This is a genomic window from Mycolicibacterium helvum (assembly GCF_010731895.1).
Lineage (GTDB): Bacteria > Actinomycetota > Actinomycetes > Mycobacteriales > Mycobacteriaceae > Mycobacterium > Mycobacterium helvum.
Map to the genome: position 1 here is coordinate 1,983,950 of NZ_AP022596.1, position 17,029 is coordinate 2,000,978.

Consider the following 17,029-nt stretch of genomic DNA (forward strand, 5'->3'; position numbering starts at 1 on the left):
TCAGTGCGCGCTGGGACCGTGATCCAGCACGTACTGCAGACCCGCCGTCAGCTGCGACAGCGGATCGGTCCCGCCCCCGAAGGCGGCCTGGGTGGCCGGTGCGGTGACGGCCGCCGGGTCATAGCCGTGTACCGGATCGACCTCGATCGGCGCGGTCAGTGGATCGTCGTTGCGCGAATATCCGGAATCCACCATCGGTTTCAGTACGCCGTCCAGCTGATTCAGCGTGCCTTCGTCGACACCGAGATACTTGAACGGCAATACCAGCGGCAGATGTTGTTCGGGGATCAGGTACGTCGTGGTCTTCGCGCCCCTGGAGTTCACCGTGGTCCGAATGTTCTGCGGCGGAACCATGCTCGGGTTGGTGAACGCGACGGCCGTGTGACCGGTCGCCAGTCCGACGATCGCGTTGGCCATGGCCATCCAGTTGTCCTGGCGGTCCGGCCAGTCGGCGATGCTGTCGTAAGCGGAGACGAAACGGTAGGAGTCATACTGGCTCTCGACCGGGGGTGGGATCTGGTAGTCCAGCGCCGGAACGACGCTGCCCACCGGGAAGTTCTGCGCCAGGAAACTCGCACCGAAGGCGTGCGGTGCAATCGGATCGCCATATGTGGCGAAGGACAACTGATCCGGCGGCGGGGCGTTCGGATCGGTGGCCAACCGGTTCTGCACGGCGTTGAGCACCATCGCACCTTCAGACAGCCCGATCGCGGTGCCGGGCCCGCCTGCCTGGATCGCACGAAGGACGTTGCCTTCGCCTTCGTCGACCGACTCACCGATGCTCGGGCCGTCGATGCCCAGGCCGGGGAAGTTGTCGTCCAGCTTGCCGATACCGGGGAACAGCCGCTCCAAGGTGTGGCCCTGGACCTGCCCGGCCGGGTAGTCGACGATCTGGCGGTTCAGGCCGGGGAACCAGTCCGCGCCGGTGCGGCGAATGTACTCGTCATAGGGAATACCGAGAACGTGGGCGCCGCCTAGCGCATATCCCCGGCCCGGCGTACCGATCGGCGTCGGCCCGTCGTTGTTCGGCTGACCCGGCACCGGCTGATCGGCGGCCGCAATTCCCCCGGTGGCACACAGGGTCAGCAGCGTGGTTGCCGTGGCGAGTAGCTTCTTCATGCCTTACCGCTTCCCTGCGATGTCATTCGTGACGGCCACCAATTCGCCTTTCCGACCAGGGTAGCCATGGCGGGCACCGTGACGGTCCGGACCAGGAACGTGTCCAGCAGGATTCCGACACCGATGACGAACCCTCCCTGCACCACGGTACCGATGCTGGAGAACAGCAGACCCCACATGGAGGCAGCGAAGATCAGACCAGCCGCGGTGATCACACCGCCGGTCGACGAGAGCGTGCGGATGACTCCGTAGCGTGTGCCACCAAACGATTCGTCCCGCAATCGTGACGCGAACAGCAGGTTGTAGTCGGCTCCCACCGCGACCAGCACCACGAACGCCAGCGGCGGCACCGTCCAGTGCAGCTCTTGACCGAAGAGGTACTGGAAGACCAGGACGCCGATGCCGAGTGCGGCGAAGTACGAAAGCACCACGGAACCAACCAGATACAGCGGGGCGATGATCGCGCGCAGCAGCAACATCAACGTCAGCAACACCACGGTCAAGGTGACGGCGATGATGAACCGGATGTCCTTCTGGTAGTAGTCGCGGGTGTCCCGCAGCGCGGCGGGATAACCGCCCATCGAGATCGTGGCGTCCGACAGACTGGTGTTCGGTTGCGCACTGCGCGCGGCGTCGCTGATCGCATTGACCTGATCCATCGCCGCGGCGCTGAACGGATCGAGTTTGGTGAGCACGAGGTAGCGCACCGAATGCCCGTCGGGTGAGATGAACATCCTGGAAGCCATCTTGAAGTCCGGCAAATTGAGGACCTCGGGCGGAATGTTGAATCCCGCCATCGCGGGGCTTGCGGCGTCCTGCTTCATCGACAACAGGAACGCCGCGGCCTGATCGAGGCCGGTTCGCATGAGTTGGATCTGGTCGACGACCTGGTCCACACCGTTGGCGACGTCCCGGCTGCCGCTGGCAGCCCGATCAGCGCCCTGCCGAAGTTTGTTGGTGCTCGCCTGCGCGCCACCTGGCGAGTCCAGCCCCATGGAATGCATGACCTTGGTCAGCCTGCCGAAGGCGTCACTGAGCTGGCGCAGGGTCGCGTCGAGGGACTGCCTGTCCTGCATCGACTGCAATTGCCCTGCCAGAGAATTGATCTCGTCGAGGGTTCCGTCGTTGCGTGCGTCGACCAGTGCCTGAAAATGACCGCGGGTCTCGGCACAGGAGGGGTCGAGGTCACAGACGGCGTTACCGTGCAGTGCCACCAACACCGGCCCCACCCAGGCGAACAGATCCTTGGCGGCTTGGACGTTGATACCCATCGAATTGCCCAGCCGGTTCATCGCATTGACGAGCTTGGCCGCGGTCTCGACGTTCTTGACCAGCTTGTCGCCGCCGTACTGGCTTTTGATCGAGGAGAACGCGTCCACCATCCCCTGGACGCCGGTGGCTATCTGACTGACTTGGCCGCGCACATCGCCAAGGTTGTTCGCGAGCGTATTGGCCCCGCCCGCAAGGCGATTGAGGTCGTTCATGTTGGCGGCGATCATCGCGGCACCGTTGCCCAGCTGATTGCCGACCAGGCCCGCTTGATATGTGGCCCTGAACTCTTGCGGCACTGATCCGGTCGGTCGGGTGATACCACTGACCATCGCGATGTTCGGCACCTGACTGATGCGCTCGGCCATCTGTTCGAGGTCCGCCAGTGCCTGCGGGCTGCGCAGGTCACGCGGCGAGCGGACCAGCACGTAGGACGGGATGGACTGGTTGAGGTCGAAATGGCGTTCCAGCGCGGTGTAGCCGACCGAGCTCGGATCTGACGCCGGCACCGCCTTGCGGTCGTCGTAGTTGTATTTCGCCAACCCCACGCAGCTGGCGAGCAGAATCAGGATCAGGACGCTGGCCACCAGATGCACCCGTGGCCGGCGCACGATGCGGATACCCGACCGTCGCCACCACCGGGCGGTCAATTCACGCCTCGGCGTGATCCAGCCGCGCGGCCCGGCGACGGCGATGATGGCGGGCAACAGTGTGAGCGCGGCGAGGTACGCCACCCCGACCCCGATGGCCGATGACACGCCGACGGTGGAGAACACCCCCATCTTGGCGAAGCTGACTCCGAGGAACGTGACACCGATGGTGGCAGCGGATGCGGTGATCACCTTGCCTACCGAGCCCAATGCGTGGCGCACCGCATCCTCGGAGCTTTCGCCGCGCCGCACATAGTCGTGATAGCGGCTGATCAGAAAGACCGCGTAATCCGTTCCGGCACCGGCGATCATCGCGCTAAGGAGAATGATGGCCTGGTTCGATACCCCCAGCCCGGTCAGATTGGACAGGCCGGCGACCACGGACTGCGCGATCACCAGGGATATCCCGATTCCGATCAACGGCAGCAGCATGGTGATCGGGTTGCGATACACCACCAGGAGCACGATGAGAACCAGGATGCCGATCGCGAGTTCGATTGGCAGCCGGTCGCGTTCGCCGGCGACGGTGAGATCGGCGACGGTGGCCGCCGGTCCGGTCAGGTGTACTTCCAGCGGGCTGCCGGCGGTGTTCTGTTTGACGATATTGGCCACCCGCTTGTACGCGTCATACGACTGCGGAGTGCCCAACGCGCCGGCCAGCCCCACCGGCACGACCCAGGATTTATTGTCCTTACTCGTCAAAAAGGAACGCAGCGCTGGTGTTTCGATAAAGTCCTGCAGCATCACGACGTCGTGCTGGTCTTCGCGCAGCGCGCCCACCAGCTTGCGATAGGTCGCTTCGTGAGCGGGGCTGAGCCCGCGCTCGTCGGTGAGCACCACCAGCAGCAGATCGTCGCCGCCCGGTTCAGAGAACGCTTCGGTCATCTGCCGGGCCGCCACGCTGGAGGGAGCGTCGCCAGGCAGCATGGCCAGCGGGTGTTTCTGGGCCATGTCGGTCAAGCTCGGGAACGTCAACGGTAAAGCGACCGCCAACGCGACCCAGAGCCCAATCACCGCCCAGGGCCACCGCACGACAAAGTCAGCTAGCCGTCGCACGTTGTCCTCATCCGGCTGCCCTCACCTGTGTTCTGTGAGGTCTCGCTACTCGCAAGTCGTCACCAATGCCCGCCGTCTGCGATCCGACCGCACACCGATTTCATCGCGGCGATGTACCGGCCGACCGACTTCTGGGCGATCGGGTTGTCCGGAAACATCACTGACATCACGGTGCCGGCCTCGTACCGGAATATATAGATCGTCAGCTGGTAGGAGAATCGTCCGTCCGAGTAGATGCCGATATTGTTCGAATAGCCCATGTCGGCGGCCGCCAACACGGCGTTGAGGGGCGCGGCACCGCCGTGCAGAAAGTTGGAAACCGGGAAGTTCGGCGCAGGCTTGTCCAACCACGGCGCCAACTCCAGCACGCGGTAGTACGGAACCCTCGCCAGGCTCAGGCCGGTATCGAAGGAGTTCTGCGCCGCCCAGGCTGCCTCACCGAACGACGTCGCGGCGATCGGGACGGTGATCGGGACCAGGCCGGTGAACCAGCCCTGCGTCGTGAAGTTATCCGTCGTCCTGCGGGTGTCTCTCGGTGTCAGTCCGTAATAAGTTGCCGCACCGGTCAATTCGTGGTCCACCATGGCGGTGCAGGCAAACAAACCGCCGACGAAGCGGACACCTGCCGCCGTGCACGCGGCTTCGAATCTCGTGGTCTGTTCAGCGTCCATCAGCACGTCGCCGACCATGTCTGCGACGGTCGGTTCCAGCGGGTTGCCCAACGGCAGCGGGAACTCCGGCAGGGTGCCATTGTTGTTCTCGGCAAACTCGATCCAGGCGCGGACCTCCGGCGAATCGACGGTCAAATCCGCCGTGGACTGGTGCTCCTGGAGACAGAAATCGTCGAAGCTGCCCGCCTCAGGCAGGGCCATGGGCTGACCGGTCACCGTCAACGACGTGTACATGCCGTGAGCCTCGAGCATCGTGATCCCGATGAGCGCCGCATCCCCGTGGACGTGGTCGATGCTGGCATAGAAATCGAAGTGATCCGCACTCTGGACCACCCCGAAGGAAAAACAGCCCCATTCCAGGGGAGTCGGGATATCGACAATGTGCTTACGCGCATCTTCGGCAGCCATTTCGCCGAAATCAACGGGCTCGAACTCAATATCGGCGGCGTCCGCGATTGTTCGTCGGACGATATCGCCAGAACCCGAGTATTCGAACCAACTCCGATAGGTGTCATGGCGGCGCAGATAGGCGTTCAACGCGTGATTCATGGCCGATATATCGCACTGACCAGGCACTTCGCAGGTAGCAATGATCTGCCGTGAATAATCGAGCCCAGCGGCATCCTGCTCGTAAACGCCACGAATATGTTGGCCCTGCATATAGCTGACGGGCACCGAACTGACCGGCGCTTGCCGAGCCTTCTCCATCGCCGCAGTTGTCGGGCGCCAGGAAGTCACCACACCGGGGCTCGGCGACCAATCATCGATTGTGCCGATCGAAATCTTCCCGATATGCAATATTCCCCTCCCGGTTCTGAACAGCCACGGCCGGGGGACCGGCAACGCTGGTGGCCAGACCAACATAGCGCCTGTGGCTGAGACGGTCGTCGACAGACCCGATAGGCCAGCTCAGGGGTGGTAGCGAGGCCCGATTCAGGACCCCGTAGGGCACTCCTATGAGGACGCTATCAACGGATCCCGAAAGCGCGTCCTTCAGCAACCCACATGCAATACTGGCCCCCGGGAGATTGAGCCGGCCGTCGCTGTCGGGAGATGACCGGGCCGTGGCCGTTCGGAAGTTAATCCTGGGCCTGACGTGGTCTCCCTTCGTAACGACGATTTACCGGCCCGACGCGGAGAGCACACCCTGATGGCATTAACCCAACGTCCGACGCAGCAGGCACCCCGCTTCGCGATCATCGGCTACGCAGCCCGCTTTCCCGGCGCCGCGGATGCGGACCAATACTGGGACCTGCTGCACAACGGTCGGGACGCGGTCACCGAGGTGCCCCAGGACCGGTGGGATGTCGACGAGTTCTTCGACCCCGACCCAGACGCTCCCGGCAAGATCGTCACCCGTCGCGCAGGATTCGTCGACGATGCCACCGGGTTCGACGCACCGTTCTTCGGAGTGTCGGCCCGCGAAGCCAATGTGATGGACCCGCAACACCGATTGCTCCTGGAGACCGCCTGGCGCGCCGTCGAGCATTCCGGCACCGCGCCAACGACTTTGACGAACACCCGCACCGGCGTGTTCGTCGGTTTGGCCACCCATGACTTCCTCGGCATGGCATCGGACGCACTGACCTACCCCGAAATCGAGGCGTATCTGGCAATCGGCACGTCCAGCGCGGCCGCCGCTGGCCGAATCAGCTACCGATTGGGGCTGCAGGGCCCGGCCGTCACCGTCGACACCGCGTGCAGCTCGTCGCTGGTGGCGATTCATCAGGCCTGCCAGGCGCTGCGTCTGGGCGAATGTGACCTCGCGCTGGCCGGTGGGGTGAACGTCATCCTCAGCCCGGCCACCATGATCACCTTCTCCCATTCCCGGATGCTGGCGCCCGACGGCCGATGCAAGACCTTCGACGCCGCGGCCGACGGCTATGTGCGCGGTGAAGGCTGCGGTGTGATCGCCGTGAAACGCCTCGAAGACGCGATCCGAGACGGTGACCGTATTCGGGCGGTGATCCGTGGCAGCGCAGTCAACCAGGACGGCGCATCGGGCGGCCTGACGGTGCCGAACGGGGTAGCCCAGCAGCGCGTGATCAGTGAGGCGCTGGCCTCCGCGGGGCTGGACCCCAGCGATATCGGCTATCTGGAGGCACACGGGACCGGGACCTCGCTGGGCGATCCCATCGAGGTCCAGGCCGCCGCTGCCGCGCTGGGCAAAGGCCGCGATCCCGACCAGCCGCTGCTGATCGGGTCGGCGAAGACCAACATCGGACATCTGGAAGCCGCGGCCGGTGTCGCCGGTGTCCTCAAAGTCGTCCTGTCCCTGGAACACCAGGAACTACCTCAGCACTTGCACTTCCGCAATCCGTCACCGCACATTCCCTGGGATCGGATTCCCGTGCGCGTCGTGGACGAAGCGGTCGCCTGGGAGCGCTCCGAGAAGCCCCGTATCGCGGGCGTCAGCTCGTTCGGCTTCTCCGGCACCAATGCGCACGTCATCCTCGAAGAAGCACCTCAAGTCGCCCCCACCACCGCTGCAGCAGTTCCGGCCGATGACCGCCGGTTCATGGTGCTTCCGCTGTCGGCCCGCACCCCGGCCGCGTTGGTACAGACCGCCGAGAACTACCGCAGCTGGCTCAGCGAGCATCCGGAGGCCACCCTGGCCGACGTGTGCCTGACGGCCGGCGCCGGTCGCGCCCACTTCGAGCACCGGGCCGCCTTGGTGGTCAATTCCCTGGAGTCCGCACGGGAGCTGCTCGGTGCACTCGCTGACGATCTGCCGGCCCCCGGACTGGTGCGCGGTGACAGCGTCGATACACCCAAGACCGCGTGGTTGTTCCCTGGGCAGGGCAGTCAGTACGCCGGCATGGCCCGCGAGCTCTTCGAGACCGAACCGGTGTTCGCCGAGACCATGACCCGGTGCGCCGAGGCGGTTGCCGGTGCGCAGGAAAAGCCGTTGCTGGACATCATCTTTGACGCGGATGGCACCGAGACCCTGAAGCAGACCCGGCACGCCCAACCGGCGATATTCGCTGTGGAGATGGGCCTGGCCAGGCTCTGGCAGTCGCGGGGCTTCGAACCGGATGTGGTGCTCGGACACAGTGTTGGGCAGTACTCGGCGGCCTGTGTGGCGGGCGTGTTCAGCCTCGAGGACGGCGCCCGGCTGCTGGCCGAGCGGGGCCGCATGTTCGGGGACCTGCCCACCGGTGGGCGGATGTGCGCGATCTTCGCCGACCCCGACCGGGTCGAACGCCTCACCGACGAGTTCCCGAGCCTGTCGGTGGCCGCCTACAACGGCGCCAACACGGTCCTGTCCGGGCCTGCGGCCGACCTGGAGCATGCGGTGGCCCAGCTGACGGACGACGGCGCCCGCTGTGACTGGCTGGACACCAGCCACGCATTCCATTCGGCGCTGCTGGATCCAGCCCTGGACGCATTCGAGTCTTATGCGAATGGGTTCGAATTCGGCGCGCCACAACGGATTCTGGTGTGCAACCGGACGGGTGCCGCCCTCGGGCGTAACGCCAAACTTGACGGCTCCTACTGGCGGCGCCACGCGCGCCAGCCGGTTCAGTTCGCCAAGGGCGTGGCCACATTGGCCGAGCTTGGCTGCGCACTGCTGCTCGAAGTCGGCCCACAGCCGGTACTCACCGCCGCGGCCCTGCGGGCCTGGCCAGACCCGGCGACCGCACCCAAAGCGGTGCCGTCGCTGCGTCGCAACGGCGCCGACCACCGCCAGGTCACCGAAGCACTGGCCAACGCCTATGTCGCCGGACATCTGCCCGACTTCGGCGCGCTGGTGCCGCAGCCGGCGCACAAGCTCGACCTGCCGACCTATCCCTTCCAGCATCGGCAGTACTGGTTCAGCAACAAGCAGGTTCAGACGACCACGACCGACGGTGCGCGCACCGAAGCCGTCCGGCTGCTCGAGGACGGCCGAATTGACGAACTCGCCGCCCTGCTCGATGTCGCCGGTGCCAGCCAGACGACCGCCGACGTACTGAACAAGCTTGCCGCACAACATAACCGGCAACGAAGCGCGCAGTCGATCGCTGACATCCGCTACGAGATCCGCTGGGAACGGTCCTCCAACTCCTCGCCCGCAGAGATCGGTGAAGGCGCCGCTTGGCTGCTCATCGGCGATGACGCCGTGATCATGCGGCCGTTGATCGACGCGTTGACCACCAACGGCCACCGGCACCGGGTCCTCGGACTACCGGTGTCCGACGCCGACGAGGAACGCCTCGTCGACGAATTGCGCGTCGCGGTCCATGATGAGCCCGAGCTGCGCATCCTGCATATCGCGGCGCTGGACTCCGACGGGCCGTCGTCGATGCGCTCGCTGTTGCGGATGCAGCACCGGGTCCTTGGTGGCACCCAGCGGCTGTTCCGCGCCGCGGCCGCCGCTGAACTGCGCACCCCGATCTGGGTGACAACCCAAGGTGCACAACGTGTTACCGATGACGACGCGGTGTCACCCGAGCAGAGCAGCCTGTGGGGATTCTGCCGCGCGGCCGCACTGGAGTATCCGCAGGTATGGGGCGGGCTGGTCGACCTGTCCAGCCGCGGCGCCGACGAGTGGTCCCGGTTGGTCAAGCAGGTCGTCACGGCGTCTCCGGGCGAAGACCAGATCGCGCTTCGGGCGGAGACCGTGCAGGTTCCCCGGCTCGTTCGCCGTACCGGACAACCCAACTCGACGGCATTGGAATTGCGCGCCAACGCAACATATCTGGTGACCGGTGGATTGGGCTCGCTCGGACTCGAGATTGCGGGATATCTGGCCGCGCACGGCGCACAGCAGCTGGTGCTCACCGGCCGGCGGACACCCGACGAAGCAACACAACGCCGCATCGACGCGCTCCGCGAACAACACGGCTGCAGTGTCCGGGTGATCGCCGCCGATGTCGCCGACCCACACGATGTCGCGCGCCTACTCGCCACGGTGCAGGCCGAACTCCCCCCATTGGCCGGCATCGTGCACGCCGCAGGCGAGAACAACACCACCCCCCTGAGCTCCTTGGAGGGCACCGAGGTGGATCGGGTTTTCGCCGGGAAAGTCTGGGGTGCTTGGTATCTGAGCGAGGCAAGCACAGATCTGAACCTGGACTTCTTCTTGTCGACCTCCTCGATATCGTCGGTGTGGGGCAGCTACGGCCAGACCGCCTACAGCGCAGCCAACGCGTTCCTCGACGGGCTGACCTGGCGGCTGCGCGAGCAGGGCGTTCCCGCGATCAGCGTCAACTTCGGTCCGTGGTCGGCAGGCATGGCCGACCAGGACGCCCGAACACAACTCGACCGCCGGGGCATCCGTACTCTGTCGCCCTCAGACGCACTGGCCGGGATGGCCGACGTCATGGCCGCGGCGGGTGCACAGGGTCCGGCGCAGGCAGTGGTGGCGCGGATGGACTGGGCCCGCTTCCTGCCGATCTACTTACAAGCCGGCCGTCGAGCACTGCTGGCCGAGGTGGGCCGCGAGGTGCCGGAATCGGTGTCCGCGACTGGGACGTCGGGCTCGCCCGTCAATACCCGACTGGTCGAGCAGCTCATCGCCGCTCCAGTGCAGCAACGCAAGAAACTCGTCCTCGAACACCTCCGCAACACCGTCGCGGAGGTGACGCGGATCGACGCGTCCGAGATCCGGGAAGAGGCCGGATTCTTCGATCTCGGTATGGATTCCCTGATGGCCGTGGAGCTGCGGCGCCGGCTGGAGCAGGCGGTTGGCAAGGAGCTCCCGGCGACGCTGGCCATGGACTTCCCGCGGCTGTCCGACGTGGCGGACCACCTGCTCTCGGACGTGCTCAACCTGAACGAACGCGCCGGCAGTCAACTTGTGACCCAGCCGACCTCACTCGCGACCTCGGCGACCGACGAACCGATCGCCATCATCGCAGTGGCCTGCCGGTTCCCCGGCTCGCCAGACGCCGACGCGTACTGGGAGGTGCTATCAGGCGGGGTTGATGCGATTCGGGAAATCCCCGAGGACCGCTTCGACGTCGACCAGTTCTACGACCCCGATCAACAGATGCCGGGCAAGATCTACACCCGCAGCGGCGGATACCTGGACAGCGTCGATGGATTCGATCCGGAGTTCTTCGGCATTTCTCCGCGCGAAGCCGTCTGGATCGATCCGCAGCAGCGCCTGATGCTCGAGATTGCGTGGGAAAGCCTGGAACGGGCGGGATACTCGCCGGCTTCGCTGCGCGGCAGCCGAACCGGTGTCTTCGTCGGCGTGGGCGCCAACGAATATTCGCATCTGCTGTCGGGCGAATCGGTCGAGAACCTGGAAGCCCATTTCATCACCGGCAACGCGCTCAATGCCATTGCCGGCCGGGTGGCGTTCACTCTCGGCCTGGAAGGACCGGCCATGGCGGTGGACACCGCCTGCAGCTCATCGCTGGTGGCCGTCCATCAGGCCAGTCAGGCACTGCACTCGGGCGACTGCGATATGGCCCTGGCCGGTGGCGTCAACGTTCTGTTGAGCCCGGCGTCCATCGTCGCCGCGTCCCGCGCGCGGATGCTGGCCCCCGACGGCCGATGCAAGACCTTCGACGCGGCGGCCGACGGCTACGCCCGCGGTGAGGGTTGCGGCATTCTGGTGCTCAAGCGCCTGAGCGACGCGCAGCGCGACGGCGACCGGGTCTGCGCGGTCATCCGCAGCAGCGCGGTCAACCAGGATGGCGCCTCCAGTGGTTTGACAGTGCCCAATGGTGGTGCCCAACAGCGCCTTATCACTGCGGCACTGACGCGTGCGGGCCTGCGTGGTGGGGACGTCGACTACCTCGAAGCGCACGGTACTGGCACCCCGCTGGGCGATCCGATCGAAGTGCAGGCCGCCGCGGCGGCCTATGGCGACGGCCGGGACTCGAACCGGCCGCTGTTGATGGGAACGGCCAAAACCAACATCGGGCATTTGGAGTCCGCGGCCGGTGTCGCCGGATTGGTCAAGGTGGTGTTGTCGCTACAGCACGATCTGCTCCCGCGGAGCCTGCACTTCCAGAATCCGTCGCCGCACATCCCGTGGGACTCACTGCCGGTGCAGGTCGTGGACAAGGCGACACCATGGCACGCCAACGGCAGGCCGCGGCGGGCCGGTGTCAGCTCGTTCGGCTTCACCGGCACCAACGCACACGTCCTGATCGAAGAGGCGCCGCAGCCCGCACTGGCTGACGATGTCGCCGACGAACCTGTGGACGGCGCACCCGCCGCAGCGGCAGCCCGCGAACCGTTGAGCCTGTTGCCGCTATCTGCGCGGTCGGCGCAAGGCCTGGTCGCCCTGGCCCAGCGTTACTCCACCTGGCTGGACACCCATACCGAATCCTCGCTCGCCGACGTGTGTTTCACCGCCGGGGCGGGACGTTCCCACTTCGAACATCGAGCCGCGGTGGTCGCAACGTCCGGCCAAGAGGCCAAGATGCTGCTGGACGATCTGGTGGCGAACCGGTTGCGTCCGGGCGTACTCCGAGGCGAGTGCACCGACCCGCCCACCACGGCGTGGTTCTTCCCCGGGCAGGGCAGCCAGTATCCGGGCATGGCGCGCGAATTGTTCGACACCGAGCCGGTCTTCGCCGACACTGTGCGGCGCTGTGCGCAGGCCGTGGATCCGATGCTGCCGCGTCCACTGCTGGACGTGCTGTTCTCCAGTGACCGTGAGGCTGCAGAAACATTGCGGCACACGTCGTTTGCCCAGCCGGCGATCTTCGCAGTGGAGATGGGCTTGGCGCGGCTGTGGCAGTCGTGGGGCATCGAGCCCGACGTGGTGCTGGGCCACAGCGTCGGCCAGTATGCGGCGGCGTGCGTGGCCGGGGTCTTCAGCCTCGAAGACGGCGCCCGGTTGATTGCCGAACGAGGCCGGCTGTTCGGCAGCCTGCCGGCGGGCGGGCGGATGGTGGCTGTGTTCGCCGATCCGGAATACGTGGAGCGTGCCGCGGCTGCCTTCCCTCGGGTTTCGGTGGGTGCCTACAACGGCCGCAACACGGTGCTGTCGGGTCCGGGCGAGGATCTGGAACAGGTCGTCGCCGCCTGCAGCGAGGATGGCACCCGCTGCACCTGGCTGGAGACCAGCCACGCCTTCCATTCGGAATTGCTGGATCCGGTGCTCGACGAATTCGAGGCGTTCGCCAAGCAATTCGAGTACGCCGTGCCGTCCAGGCCGCTGGTCTGCAACCGGACCGGTGCCGTCCTCACCAGTGAGACGCCGCTCAACGCAGCGTATTGGCGGCGGCATTCCCGTCAACCGGTGCAGTTCACCGAGAGTGTGCGAACCGTGGCCGGGCTGGGCTGCTCGGTACTGATGGAGATCGGCCCGCAGCCGATCCTGACCGCGGCCGCACTGCAGATCTGGCCCGAGACCTCGACAACGCCGCGCGCGATCGTCTCGTTGCGCAAGGGCGCCAATGCCCAGCGCCAGATCACCGAAGCTCTTGCCACGGCCTACATCTGCGGGCACCGGCCGGACTTCGCCGCCAAGCACCACGCTCCGAGCCACCGACTCGAACTGCCGACCTATCCGTTCCAGCGCCGCCGCTACTGGCCCAAGACGTCCGGCCTTTCAGGCGGAGGTGCTGACGGCGTTCGACTCTCCGGAATCCTGGGCAGTGCCAAGGATCTCGCTTCCGGCGACACCGTCTACACCACCGTGCTGTCGGTCAAGACCCAGCCGTGGTTGGCGCATCACGTCATCTACGGCACTGTGGTCGTTCCCGGCGCGACGTACGCGGCGATGGCACTGGCTTCGGCAGGAGCGCCGGCTCGGGTCAAGGAAGTCTTCTTCTACGAGCCGATCATCCTGCCTGACAAGGCATCCCGTGAAGTCCAGCTCACCCTGCATCCGGTCGATGACGGCTGGAAGTTCCAGGTGCACAGCCGGCCCTACGGGGTCCGGGACACCGAGTGGTCGCTGAACTCCGACGGAACCCTGCTGGCGGGCGTCGATCCCGATGGAGCGCAGGAGAGCACACTGTCCCCGGACGAGGCGATCGAACAGATGAATCGCACCCGCCCACAGGAACTGTTCGACATCTTCCACGACATGGAACTGGCCTGGGGACCGACGTGGTCGACCTCGCTGAAATCGTTGTGGGTCGGCCAGAGTGAGGCCATCGGCGATATCGCTATCGGTGAGGAACTCGCCGAACACCTGGGCGCTGAACCGATCCACCCGGTACTGCTGGACCTGTGCACCGGTGTGGCGTTCCCGGCCTTCCCTGCGACGCTGGCCGCCGAGCAGGGGATGTCGGATCTGTTCCTGCCCTTGCGGTACGGGCAAGTCACGGTGGCCGAGAAGATGCCGCGACGGTTCTACTGCCGGGCCCGCTGGCATGAGAACGCCCTCACCAATGAAACCCAGGTCTTCGACATCGACTTCCTGAGCCCCGAAGGGCGGGTGCTGGGCGGGATCCACGAGTTCACCGTCAAGCGTGCCCCGCGCGAGGCGCTGCTGCGTGGACTGGGTGGGGACTCGACCCGGCTGCTGTACAGCCTGGGCTGGCAAGAGATCGCGGCCCCAGTTACCGGAGACGCCGAACGGGAAACCGCCAAGACCTCGAACGGCACCTGGCTGATCGCCGGATTCGACGCTTTGGCGGCCGAAGTCCCCGGCGCCACGACCGTGGATGACGTCACCGACGCCCAGTCCTGGCAGCGGGCGTTTGCCGAGGCGGCCGAGCGCGGTGCGCCGGTCACCGGAATCGTCTGGCGCGGCTTCGGACAGCCGGACTCATCCGGATCTACCGCCGACCTCGCAGCACGGCTGGAGGCCGAGATAGCGACCTTGCTCAGCGCAACTCAGACTGCGTTGACCGCGCAAGCCGCACAGAAGGCCACTCTGGCCGACGGGGTGTGGATCGTCACCGAGAGTGCGGTGGCGACTGAACCCGGGGAGCCGGTCGATCCCGTCCAAGCCGCCCTGTGGGGATTTGGGCGCACGCTGGTCGCCGAGCAGCCGACGCTGCGTATTCGACTGGTGGACGGGGACGGCTCCGACGAGTCGCTGAGCTGGCTGGCCGGTGCGCTCGGCACAGCAGTGGTCGAGCCCGAAATGGCGGTGCGGCAGGGACGATTCCTGGTGTCCCGGCTGCTGCATTGGGCCCGCAACGGCCAGCTGCCGATGCCACGCAGCGACGACTACGCCCTGGCGCCCACCGAGCGCGGCGCGATCGACAATCTGCGCCTGACCGAGGCGGTGGTGACCCCGCCGAAGCCGAACGAAGTGCAAGTCCGGATCGAAGCCGCCGGCCTCAACTTCCGCGACGTGCTGAACGTGCTCGGCCTCTACCCCGGAGATCCGGGCCCGATTGGCGGCGACCTGTGCGGTGTGGTCACCGAATTAGGTTCCGAGGTAACGGGATTCGAAATCGGTCAGCGGGTTTTCGGCTCCATGCAAGGCGCCTTCGCCAGTCGACTGAATGTGCCTGCACCGTTGTTGGCAGGAGTTCCCGAGGGCATCGGCGCAGTGGATGCGGCGACCATTCCCGCCGCGGCACTGACGGTTCGACTCGCCTTCGACTGGGCCAAGCTCAAGCCAGGCGACAAGGTGCTCATCCACGCCGCGAGCGGTGGCGTGGGGTTGGCCGCGGTGCAGATGGCCCGGGCGCACGGTGCGACCGTGTTCGCCACCGCCAGCAAATACAAGCGCGCGACGCTGCGCGAGATGGGCGTCGAGTACGTCTACGACTCGCGCACAACAGATTTCGCGGATCAGATATTGGAGGCAACTGGCGGTCATGGCGTTGACGTGGTACTCAACTCCCTGACCAACGAGGGCTTTGTCGAGGCCACGGTGCGGGCGACCGCCAAGGGCGGCCGGTTCGCCGAGATCGCCAAGCGCGATATCTGGACCGCCGAGCAGATGGCCGCGCTGCGGCCCGATATCGCCTACGAGATCGTTGCCCTGGACGTGACGATGATGACCGACCCGGATCACATCCAGAAGCTGATGGTCGAGGTGTCCGACGGGTTGGCCACGGGTGAGTGGACACCGGTGCCGGCCGAGGTCTATCCGCTGACCGAGGCCAGGACCGCGTTCCGGCGCATGCAACAGGCACGCCACATCGGCAAGATCGTGGTGCAGATGCCCAAACCGCTTCAGCCGCGCGGTGATCGGAGCTACCTGGTCACCGGCGGTCTCGGGGCCCTCGGTCTGCACACGGCGTCGCATCTGGCCCAGCTCGGGGCGGGTGACATCGTGCTGACCAGCCGTCGTGTTCCGGATGCCGAGATCCAGCAGGCCATCGATGCCATCGTCGAACGGTTCCACTGCCGGATTCACGTCTTCTCCGCCGATGTCGGCGTGGAGTCCGAAGTCGCCGCGCTGTTGGAGAAGATCCGGGCCGAACTGCCGCCGCTGGCGGGCGTGGCACACCTCGCCGGCGTACTCAACGATGCCCTGCTCCCCGAACAGGACCTTGAGCGGTTCCGAACCGCTTTGGGCCCCAAGGCTTACGGTGCGCACCATCTGCACCGGTTGACGGTGGACGATGACCTCGAGTTCTTCATCCTCTACTCATCAGCCTCGGCAGTGCTGGGGTCGCCGTCGCAGGCCAACTACGCCACGGCGAACGCCCTGCTGGACGGGCTCGTCGCGCAACGCAGAGCGCAAGGCCTCCCGGCAACGGCCGTCAACTTCGGCCCGTGGGGGCACGGTGGCATGGCCAGCTCGCAGGCCGCTGTCGCCAACCTCAGCGCCCAGGGCATGATGCCGCTGGAGCCGTCGGCGGCGTTGGCTGCTCTCGGCGAGGCCATCCGGCACGGCGCGGCGCAGGCCACTGTGCTCAAGGCCAACTGGCAACGGACCGCGAAGATGCTGGGCGGTATCCGTCCGCCGCTGCTGGATCAGGTACTGCCCAGTGGCGACGGAACGGTTACCGGCGACAGCGAGATGCTGCGGCAGCTGCTGGAACTGCCCGTGGCGGCGCGGGGAGGCTTCGTTACCGAGTTCCTGCAACGCGAGGTGCAGGGTTTCCTTCGGCTCGCCCAACCGCCGGCCGCGTCCAGCAGATTCCTGGACCTCGGCACCGATTCATTGATGGCGGTCGAACTCCGCAACCGGTTGTTCGGCCAGTTCGGCGGCAAGTTCGACATCAGCCCAACTGCGGTGTTCGATTACCCGACGCTTGCAGAACTCGCCGAGCATCTGGTGTCGCAACTGCCCGATTCCGCCGCGCCATCGGTCGATGCGGGAGCTCCCGAGGCCCCGGAGGGTCCCGCGGCCCAGGAGCCCACAGAATCCGCTTCCGAGTCTGAGGTCGCTGCCCAGAACGAGGCCGAGGCCGCCCCCGAGGACTGACCGCAGGGCTTAAATGCGATAGCGGTGTG

The 17,029-nt window shown here is 66.0% G+C and carries 4 protein-coding genes; 1 reads left to right on the forward strand and 3 read right to left on the reverse strand.

Features of this window, described 5'->3' with window-relative positions:
• The 3 genes from pe to G6N38_RS09235 are packed head-to-tail and all read right to left on the reverse strand — an operon-like array spanning position 1 to position 5,563.
• Entirely contained in the window at positions 1–1,119 is a 1,119-nt protein-coding gene (gene pe / locus G6N38_RS09225) for an acyltransferase PE (RefSeq protein WP_163747251.1), read from the reverse strand.
• The gene (locus tag G6N38_RS09230) at positions 1,116–4,094 is read right to left on the reverse strand and encodes an MMPL/RND family transporter (protein ID WP_163747252.1); all 2,979 of its coding nucleotides are present in this window, start codon (positions 4,092–4,094) and stop codon (positions 1,116–1,118) included. Before G6N38_RS09230 ends, pe begins: the two co-directional genes overlap by 4 nt.
• A 59-nt stretch (positions 4,095–4,153) precedes the next feature.
• Positions 4,154–5,563 (reverse strand): condensation domain-containing protein, encoded by a 1,410-nt coding sequence (locus tag G6N38_RS09235; protein ID WP_281357905.1) that lies wholly within the window; start codon positions 5,561–5,563, stop codon positions 4,154–4,156.
• A gap of 352 nt (positions 5,564–5,915) precedes the next feature.
• Here G6N38_RS09235 and G6N38_RS09240 point away from each other — a divergent pair, with 352 nt between their 5' ends.
• Positions 5,916–17,000: a type I polyketide synthase gene (locus G6N38_RS09240; protein ID WP_163747253.1), complete on the forward strand. Its 11,085-nt coding sequence runs from the start codon at positions 5,916–5,918 to the stop codon at positions 16,998–17,000.
• Positions 17,001–17,029: the final 29 nt, after the last annotated feature.